Source organism: Desulfobulbus elongatus DSM 2908, assembly GCF_000621145.1.
Lineage (GTDB): Bacteria > Desulfobacterota > Desulfobulbia > Desulfobulbales > Desulfobulbaceae > Desulfobulbus > Desulfobulbus elongatus.
Window position 1 is genome coordinate 25,210 of record NZ_JHZB01000038.1, and the last position, 8,822, is coordinate 34,031.

Below are 8,822 nucleotides of genomic sequence, written 5' to 3' on the forward strand. Positions count from 1 at the left end.
TCGAGGGAATCTTGAAATTTAGTTCAGTCCCCCCCCGGCAGCCTTCACCGGCCAAAAATATTGTCCCTCACAACATCGGCAAATGTGGGGATGATGTGGGGGAAAAGAAAAAGCCACTTAGCAATTTTGTTGCTAAATGGCTGTATTTACTGGTGGACGAGGCGGGATTCGAACCCGCGACCTTTGGCTTCGGAGGCCAACACTCTATCCAGCTGAGCTACCCGTCCAAAAAAGAGACCGTATGATAAGCGAGTGGCAAATATACACTAATCGCTTAACGGTGCAAGGTTTTACGAAATCTCTCCTGTAATTATTTTCACCGCGCGGCACGTTCTCCGGGCACATCCGCATACCTATCGTTCCAGGTCGCGAATCAGTGCTGCAAAATCTCCTTGGTTCCTGGTCGCATTCAATGAGGCAGGAGTACGCCTATTGTCCTTTAACGAACATGGAGATGGTTGGGCGGAAATGCGATTGCGGACGGAGGAGCATGACAGGCCGCGTATGGCGAGCGATGCAAAAATATATCGGGCAGATGATCGTGAGGATACTTGACACCAGGTGGTATTTTCTGTATATAGCAGAGCTTGCATTTTAATCCTTCATCGTTGATGCTTTTATAAGGAGTTAGGAGTTTCCATGGCCAATCATAAGTCAGCAGAGAAGAGAGATCGTCAATCGAAGATGCGCCGTTTACGGAACCGGATGAACAAGTCGGCAATGAAAACCGCCATCCGCCAGGTAGAAGAGGCTCTTGTCGCAGGTTCCGAAGAACAAGCCAAAGCCGCTCTGCAGGCTGCCATCCCGGTGATTTACAAAACTTCCACCAAGGGATCCATCCACAAGAAAACCGCAGCCCGCAAGGTTTCCCGGTTGAGCAAAAGGGTCAATAAGATGCAACCCCTCGCTTAAGGTGAACTCGTTACTCCTTTGCAGTTGGTAGTGTTCAAGGCCATGGGTGCTATGTGCGTCCATGGCCTTTTTTGTTGAATTCGGGTATTGCCTTGTCTGCTGGTGGCGTTCTGAATGATCGGGTTGGCCGGAACCATCGCCAGAATCGCCTGACACATGCCGGCCGGTATCGTTCCGGTTGTTCGGGTCAAAGATGTCTGCATGCCGAATCAGAACAGGGTGATCTCCCGCCACCGAAGTCATAGGTTGTGCTCCATGTATTTTCCCGAACCGCGCGCCTTTGCCGACATGATCGAATCCTTCGATCTCGTTCCGGTGCATCGAACTATTGTCGCCGATCTCGATACCCCGCTCACCATTTTTGCCAAGGTGGCCGGCGCCGACCCCCACGCCTTTCTGTTCGAATCCATGGAAGGCGGCGAAAAATGGGGGCGGTATTCCTTCATCGGCCTCGATCCGCTCCTCACCTTCACCAGCACCGGCGACACGGTGCGCGTCGAATACCCCGGCCTGACCGTCGCCGGCGACGAGTGCCTGGGCGTCAATCCCCTGGACGAGTTGCGGCAGTTGCTCGCTTCGTTCACGGTCAGCACCGCTCCGGGGCTGCCCCGATTTTACGGCGGGGCCGTCGGCTTTCTCGGCTACGACATGGTGCGGTTCATGGAAAAGATTCCCGATCGTCATCCGCCCCTCGACTTCCCCGCCTCCTCCTTCATGGTGCCGAGGATCGTCCTGATCCACGACGCAGTCCAGCAGACCCTGACCGTTGTCTGCAACGTCTGGAAAAAGGGCGGAGACGACACGGCGCGCCTCTATGACGATGCCTGCCGGCGGATCGACGACATCATCGCGCGGCTCAACCAGCCGATTCCCCACCAGTTCGTCGTCCAGGACCAGCCCACCGAACCGCACCGGTTCACTTCGAACATGAACGAGGCCAGTTTCGCGGCCATGGTGGAGCGGGCCAAGGAATACATCCTCGCCGGCGACATCATCCAGGTGGTGCTGTCGCAGCGCTTCCACGCCGAGTTGCAGGTCAAGCCCTTTGCCCTCTACCGGGCCCTGCGCCACATCAACCCGAGCCCCTATCTGTTCTACCTCCGCCAGGGGGACATGCTGCTGATCGGTTCTTCGCCGGAGATTCTGGTGCGGCTGGAGGAGGGCGACATCGAACTGCGGCCCATCGCCGGCACCAGGAAGCGGGGCGCCACTCCGAAAGAAGACGTGGCGCTGGAGCAGGAACTGCTGGCCGATCCCAAGGAGCGGGCCGAACATCTGATGCTGGTCGATCTGGGCCGCAACGATGTCGGCCGGGTGGCGGAATACGGTTCGGTGACGGTCCGCGACCTGCTGGTGATCGAGCGCTACAGCCACGTGATGCATATCGTTTCCGGCGTGCATGGCAAACTGCTGGCCGGCCTGGATCAGTTCGACGTGATGGCCGCCTGTTTCCCGGCGGGAACGGTGAGCGGCGCGCCCAAGATCCGGGCCATGGAGATCGTCGACGAACTCGAGGTGAGCCGGCGCGGCCCCTATGCCGGCGCGGTCGGCTACTTCGGCTTCTCCGGCAACATGGATTTCTGCATCACCATCCGCACCTTCATCCTCAAGGGCCGGGATATGTGGGTTCAGGCCGGGGCCGGCATCGTGGCCGATTCCGACCCGAAGAAGGAGTACGAGGAAACCATCAACAAGGCCATGGGACTGCGCCGGGCCGTGGAACTGGCGGAAAAGGGGTTTTGAGCCGTGATCGTCATCATCGATAACTACGATTCCTTCACCTACAACATCGTGCAGACGCTGGCCACCGCCCCGCCCGGGGCGCCGTCAGGATGGCGGCCGCCGGAAATGAGGGTGTTCCGCAACGATGCCATAACCATCGACGAGATCGAAGCGCTCAAGCCGGAGCGGCTGCTCATCTCCCCCGGCCCCTGCACCCCCAAGGAGGCCGGCATCTCCATGGCCTCGATTCTCCATTTCGCCGGCCGCATCCCGGTTTTGGGGGTCTGCCTGGGGCATCAGTCGATCGGCGAGGTGTTCGGCGGCAAGGTGATCCGCGCCTCCCGGCTGATGCACGGCAAGACCAGCCCGATCCACCACGACGGCCGCGGCGTGTTCACCGGGCTGCCGGTTCCCTTCGACGGCATGCGCTATCACTCCCTGGTGGTGGAGGAACCGCTGCCGGATTGCCTGGAGGCCACCGCCCATACCGATCAGGGCGAACTGATGGGCCTCAGGCATAAAACCCTGCTGATCGAGGGTGTCCAGTTCCATCCCGAATCGATCATGACCGGGCCGGGCAGCGTGCTGCTGCACAACTTCCTTCGGCCGGATTACGGGCAGCTGCTCCGCGGCCCGGTGTGATTTTCCGTGCGACAAAGAGAAGAGTCATGATTCGTGAGGCGATTGCCAAGGTGGTGGCCCTGCACCACTTGAGCGAAGGGGAGATGATCGGGGTGATGCAGGAGATTATGAGCGGTGAGGCCTCCACCGCCCAGATCGGCTCTTTTATCACCGCGCTGCGCATGAAGGGCGAAACCATCGACGAGATCGTCGGCGCGGTCAAGGTCATGCGGGACAAGGCGACCTTCATTGACACCGGCATCGATACCAAGGGCGGCGAGGTCCTGATGGACATCGTCGGCACCGGCGGCGACGGTTCCGGCAGTTTCAACGTCTCGACTACCACCAGTTTCGTCGTGGCCGCGGCCGGCGTGCCGGTGGCCAAGCACGGCAACCGGGCCGTCTCCTCCCACTGCGGCAGCGCCGACGTTCTCGAGGCCCTCGGGGTCGACCTGAGCATGCCGCCGGAAAAGGTGGCGGCCTGCGTGCGCGAGGTGGGCATCGGTTTTCTGTTCGCCCCCATGCTGCACGGCGCCATGAAATACGCCATCGGTCCCCGGCGCGAAATCGGCATCCGCACTCTGTTCAACATTCTCGGGCCGATGACCAATCCGGCCGGCGCCAATGTGCAGCTCACCGGCGTCTTCTCCCGCGAACTGACCACGGTTCTCGCCGAGGTGTTGGTGCGGCTGGGCATGAAACGGGCGGTGATCGTTTGGGGCGAGGGCAACCTGGACGAGATGACCGTCACCGGCGCCACCCACCTTGCCGATGGCTATCAAGGCTCCGTGACCACCTCGATTCTGACGCCCGAGGAGGTAGGGCTGCGGAGCGCCGATATGGCCGCCATCCGCGGCGGCCGGACCGCGGCAGAATCGGCGGAGCAGGTGCGGGCCGTTTTGGGCGGCGAGATCGGGGCCAAGCTGGACATGGTTTTGCTCAACGCTGGCACCGCCCTGATGGCCGCCGGCAAGGCCGGGACCATCGTGGATGGCATCGCCCTGGCCAGGGAGATCATCCATTCCGGGGCTGCGTCGGCCAAACTGGAAGAACTGGTCCGCTTCAGCAGAGCATGAGTTTCAGCGGGATACGAAGATGATCCTCGATACCATTGTCGCGAGAAAATACGAGGAGGTGGCGGAACTGAAAGGACGCGGCCTGCCGGTGATGGACCGGCCGGTGCCGCTGCCGCGCGGTTTCATCCGGGCCCTGGTCGACGCGCCGGGCGTGGCCGTCATCGCCGAGGCCAAGAAAGCCTCGCCCTCGAAGGGCGTCATCCAGCCCGATTTCGATCCGGTGCGCATTGCCCGCAACTACCAGGCCGGCGGGGCCCAGTGCCTCTCGGTGCTCACCGATGTGGACTTCTTCCAGGGATCGCTCGCCTACATTCCCCAGGTGCGCGGGGCGGTCGAATTGCCGGTGCTGCGCAAGGACTTCATCATCGATCCTCTCCAGATCGATGAGGCCCATGCGGTCGGCGCCGACGCCATTCTCTTGATCGTCGCCATCCTGGACCGCGAGCAACTGCGGGATTTCCGCCTGCAGGCCGAATCCCTGGGGATGGACGTGCTGGTCGAGGTGCACGACGAGCGGGAACTGGAGGACGCGTTGACCGCCGGAAGCCGGCTGATCGGGATCAACAACCGCAATCTCAACGATTTTTCGGTGAGCCTGGAGACAACCTTCCGCCTCTTGCCCAAAATTCCGCGGGAGATTCCGGTGGTCAGCGAATCGGGGATTGCCACGGCCGCGGACATGCAGCGGCTCAAGGTGGCCGGGGTCAAGGCGGCCCTGATCGGCGAAAGTTTGATGCGGGCCGGTCGGCAGGATCAACTGCTGCGGGAATTTCTTGGAAAATGAACGCGCCCCACCGGGTCCGGATCAAGATCTGCGGCATGACCCGCCTAGCGGACGCGCTGTGCGCGGTCGAGGCCGGCGTTGACGGGCTGGGGTTCATCTTTGCCGCGAAAAGTCCCCGAGCCATTACGCCCGAAGCGGCCAGGGCGATCATCGCCGAGTTGCCGCCCCTGGTTGACGCCGTCGGGGTTTTCGTCGATGAGGAGCCGGATCGGATTGCGGCCATCGTCCGGGAATGCGGCATCAACCTCATTCAACTGCACGGCGCGGAATCGCCGGCCTCCTGCCGGGAACTGGCAGCCCTGACCGCACCCTGCAAGCTGCTCAAGGCCATCCGGGTCGGCGAGCAAACCACAGCCGCCGAGGTGGCTTCCTACCATGAAGTCGTCCACGGCTATCTTCTCGATACCTATCAGAAAAATGTGGTCGGCGGCACCGGCTGCACCTTTGACTGGAGCCTGATCGGTCGGCTCGCTCCCGCCCGCCCGTTTCTGCTGGCCGGCGGCCTTGATGCCGACAACGTCGGCGCGGCCCTGGCGCAGGTCAATCCTTACGGCGTGGACGCCAACTCCGGTCTGGAGGATGCGCCCGGCCGCAAGAACCACGAGCACATCCGCCGCTTCGTCGCCACGGTCCGCGCCTTTGAGGCCGACCGCCTAACGCGCCAGCAGTAAGGCGTAGCGGAACCCTTCCGCTTCCAGTTGCTTCTCATACACCTTAGCCTTGGCCAGCGAAGTGCTGGCAAAGATCATCACCCGGTAGAGGTTCATGCCCGCGGCGGGATATTGCTGAATAATGACGTTGCGGCCCCGTTTGGCAAAGGCCCTGGCCAGGGTGCGGGCATTTTCGACCTTGATGAAGGCCCCCACCTGCACGTAAAAATTTCCCTTGTCGAAATCCGGAAGCGGCGGCGGTTTGGGCGGTGGCGGCTTCGCAGCGGCGACTTCGGCCGGTGGTTTCGCGATGGCCACTTCAGCTGGCGATTTGCCCGGTGCGGCGGCGATCAGCTCTCTCTCCTCCAATTGCTGCTGCGCGCCCATGGCCACGATTTCCACCCTGGCGGTTCCCTTGGCGACGATGCCGAGTTCTTTGGCCTTGGTATAGGTCAGGTCAATGATCCGCTCCTGGACGAAAGGGCCGCGGTCGTTGATCCGCACCACCGTCGAGCGGCCATTCTCCATGTTTTTCACCAGCAGGATGGTGTCCATGGGTAGGGTCTTGTGGGCCGCGGTATCGCTGTACATATTGTAGATTTCGCCGTTGGCCGTCTTCCTGCCGTGGAACGGCTCGCCGTACCACGAGGCGATGCCCTGTTCGTTGTAACCGGCGGCCGAAGGGATGGGATAATAGGTGATACCGTTGATCACGTAAGGTCGCTGGGTCGCCGACGTTCTCGTTCTCTTTTTGCCCGGTGTGGTGGAAGGTCCGCCTTCCAGGGGTTTCGGAGCCTTGGAGGCGCAGCCGAAAGCGAAGCTCAGCAGCAGGATGAGCAAGAGAATATGCAGCGGGCGAAGGAAACGGGGAAAAACGGCGGTCGGGGTCATTTCTCCTCGGTGGGCAGGAGGTGACGGAACCGGTCCCGGAAAAAGAGGCCGGCCGGACCGGTGGTATGCGGGGTGTACGGCAGGAGGCCGGATTCCCGCCCGACGATGTTGTCGAAAAGAACCTGACCATCGGCAGCGAGCATGGACAGATGCAGATCGAGGTAGGGACGGAATACCTTGATGATACCGTCCGCATCCCTGCGCACGATCATCTGCTCCCAGCGGCGCTGCCCATACCCCTGATACCAGATACCCGGACGCGGCTGGCCGGTCAGACCGTCACGCATGCTCAGGGGGTGCTCCTCCGAATAGTGGAGATTATGCTCCAGCAATGCTTCAACCTCTGAACTCCCCTGCACGGTCAGCCGTTCCCAGGGCTCGTAGTCGGGGCGGTTGGAGAGCAGGAGATGGATGGGGGCATCGTTGAAACTCCATTGTCCATGGCACACCTGGCAAGCAACCTGAGAACCGTACTGCCGATGGGCCGGATGGCGGAGAAGAGGAACGGCGTGCTCTTTGCCATTCAGCCGTCCGATGAGCAGCAGTTCCTGGGCACGTACCGAAAGCGTGTCGAGGGAAGGCACCGGCTGGCCGGGCCGCCAGCCGTGGCAGGTGGAGCAGGTAACGCGGCTTTCCCGGTGATGGTGGCCGCTGTCCCTGTGGCAATCGATACAGATAAGGCCGCGCTGCTGGTGGATGTCGGGGGCGAGATCGTGCCACTCCACGCCGGCGGGACGGGGTGCGGTGTTCCGGCTGGTTTGCGAGAAGTAAGGGGTCCGGTATTCCCAATTGTAGTCGTGTTCGAAGCGGCCATGATAGTCGCTGCCCACACGGTTGCCATAGTGGCAGCTCAGACAGTGTTTATCGGTGGGCGCGACAAAGGCGTGCGAGACCATTTTGCCGCTGGCAAAAGACAGATGGCATGCGGCGCATCCGGTGCCATGGGTGACGGCATCATAGGCGTCACCGTTCGAATATATATGACAGCGGAGACAGCGACGGCGCAGCATGTCGTCGCTCAAGGCGAGCGGCCCAGCCGCGGGATCGGTTATGGGGATGTCGGTAGGTTTTGCCACATGGTTGTCAGCTCCGAACTGCCCGCGAACCCTGTTGATTGCATTGGACAAGGTGAAGTGGAGCGAACCGCTGGCGGCAGCAGTTTGCCGAGGATGGCAGCCACCACATGCGGCAGCCATATGGTCGGGATGACCCGGCCTGGCGATCAGTCCCGCGTGAGCCGCGCCGACCTGGCTTTCGTTGTCCCGTCCTCCATGGCAAGAAGTGCAGTCCAGTTGATGCGACGGGTCAAGTCGTACATCCTCATGACAGCCTACGCAACCGGCCTTGACCGAAGTTATTGTGCCTGTGGAAGTGATGGTTTGCGGCGAGGAGTGGGACGGTTTGGCATCTTCGGCCCGGCAACCGGGCAAGAGCAGTAGAAGTATGGTGCACAAGATGAAAGAGCCATTCATAATCTTGACACTGTACCATAAAACTGCTACATCAAGGAACCTCAAACCGCAACCTCGCGGCAATATACCCCGCCCCAGTGCCGATATAGCTCAGTGTGGTAGAGCGGCTGATTCGTAATCAGTAGGTCTCCGGTTCAAGTCCGGATATCGGCTCCAGTAAAACCAAGCACTTGGTCACTAGTTGGCTAGGTGCTTTTTTCGTTAATCAGTAGTTGGTCAGTAAAATTAGGTTCCCTGTTTGTATCGATTCGATAGTGAAAAAATCGAAATGTAAATCTTGTTAGTACTTATCTATAAATAAATTGCTCGCAATTTTCCTGCCGCCAGCTAATATCCGTTGAAACCAAGCAACGGGAGGAGAAATGGCACGCATCAAAACCTGGGAAATTTCGGATGCATTCTGGGCGATCATTGAACCGTTGATCCCCACAGATCCGCGAGAAGCCGGAAAAAAATAGGTTCATCCGGCAAACGGGTACCTGGAGTTGTGAAGGTTGTAGAGCCTGAGCTTGAAGTATTCCATGTTTCTGAAGCCATAGGCCTGCCGTTTCAAGGTTTTGATTTTGTTATTGAGTCCTTCCAGGGGACCGTTGGTGATCTTGTGGGGGTAATAGCCGAGCAGTCCCTGCATGCTGATGAGGATCGTTGACCCGCCCGCGCAGAGCTGTTTGATGCCCGAGGTCAGGGCATCGAA

The 8,822-nt window shown here is 60.3% G+C and carries 9 protein-coding genes and 2 tRNA genes; 7 read left to right on the forward strand and 4 right to left on the reverse strand.

Annotated elements, in window-relative coordinates; translation table 11 throughout:
• Positions 1 to 150: 150 nt before the first annotated feature.
• Positions 151 to 227, reverse strand: a tRNA-Arg gene (locus tag Q362_RS0115075).
• Positions 228 to 639: 412 nt separating this feature from the next.
• Between Q362_RS0115075 and rpsT the strand changes: the two genes are divergently transcribed.
• The 6 genes from rpsT to Q362_RS21020 all read left to right on the forward strand — a co-directional run bounded on the left by rpsT (position 640) and on the right by Q362_RS21020 (position 5,786).
• Complete coding sequence (gene rpsT, locus Q362_RS0115085) at positions 640 to 912, forward strand: 30S ribosomal protein S20 (protein ID WP_028319358.1); 273 nt, start codon at positions 640 to 642, stop codon at positions 910 to 912.
• 255 nt (positions 913 to 1,167) lie between these two features.
• The gene (trpE, locus tag Q362_RS0115090) at positions 1,168 to 2,655 is read left to right on the forward strand and encodes an anthranilate synthase component I (RefSeq protein WP_028319359.1); all 1,488 of its coding nucleotides are present in this window, start codon (positions 1,168 to 1,170) and stop codon (positions 2,653 to 2,655) included.
• Between the two features lie 3 nt (positions 2,656 to 2,658).
• Positions 2,659 to 3,276 (forward strand): anthranilate synthase component II, encoded by a 618-nt coding sequence (locus tag Q362_RS0115095; protein ID WP_028319360.1) that lies wholly within the window; start codon positions 2,659 to 2,661, stop codon positions 3,274 to 3,276.
• Positions 3,277 to 3,302: 26 nt separating this feature from the next.
• A complete protein-coding gene (gene trpD, locus Q362_RS0115100) occupies positions 3,303 to 4,331 on the forward strand; it encodes an anthranilate phosphoribosyltransferase (RefSeq protein WP_028319361.1) in 1,029 nt (342 codons plus the stop codon).
• A gap of 19 nt (positions 4,332 to 4,350) precedes the next feature.
• Positions 4,351 to 5,115, forward strand: a complete 765-nt coding sequence (trpC, locus tag Q362_RS0115105) for an indole-3-glycerol phosphate synthase TrpC (RefSeq protein WP_028319362.1) — start codon at positions 4,351 to 4,353, stop codon at positions 5,113 to 5,115.
• Positions 5,112 to 5,786 (forward strand): phosphoribosylanthranilate isomerase, encoded by a 675-nt coding sequence (locus Q362_RS21020; protein WP_035216985.1) that lies wholly within the window; start codon positions 5,112 to 5,114, stop codon positions 5,784 to 5,786. Before trpC ends, Q362_RS21020 begins: the two co-directional genes overlap by 4 nt.
• Here the strand turns inward: Q362_RS21020 and Q362_RS21025 are convergent.
• Complete coding sequence (locus Q362_RS21025; protein WP_035216986.1) at positions 5,769 to 6,656, reverse strand: septal ring lytic transglycosylase RlpA family protein; 888 nt, start codon at positions 6,654 to 6,656, stop codon at positions 5,769 to 5,771. The genes Q362_RS21020 and Q362_RS21025 overlap by 18 nt on opposite strands.
• Positions 6,653 to 7,732, reverse strand: coding sequence for a hypothetical protein (locus tag Q362_RS23755; protein WP_157470179.1), 1,080 nt, complete (start codon positions 7,730 to 7,732; stop codon positions 6,653 to 6,655). The genes Q362_RS21025 and Q362_RS23755 overlap by 4 nt, the downstream gene beginning before the upstream one ends.
• A 475-nt stretch (positions 7,733 to 8,207) precedes the next feature.
• Here Q362_RS23755 and Q362_RS0115130 point away from each other — a divergent pair.
• Positions 8,208 to 8,284 (forward strand) — tRNA-Thr (locus Q362_RS0115130).
• A 304-nt stretch (positions 8,285 to 8,588) separates the two neighbouring features.
• Here the strand turns inward: Q362_RS0115130 and Q362_RS21030 are convergent.
• The coding region (locus tag Q362_RS21030; RefSeq protein ID WP_035216987.1) for a transposase at positions 8,589 to 8,822 on the reverse strand (234 nt) is incomplete at its 5' end.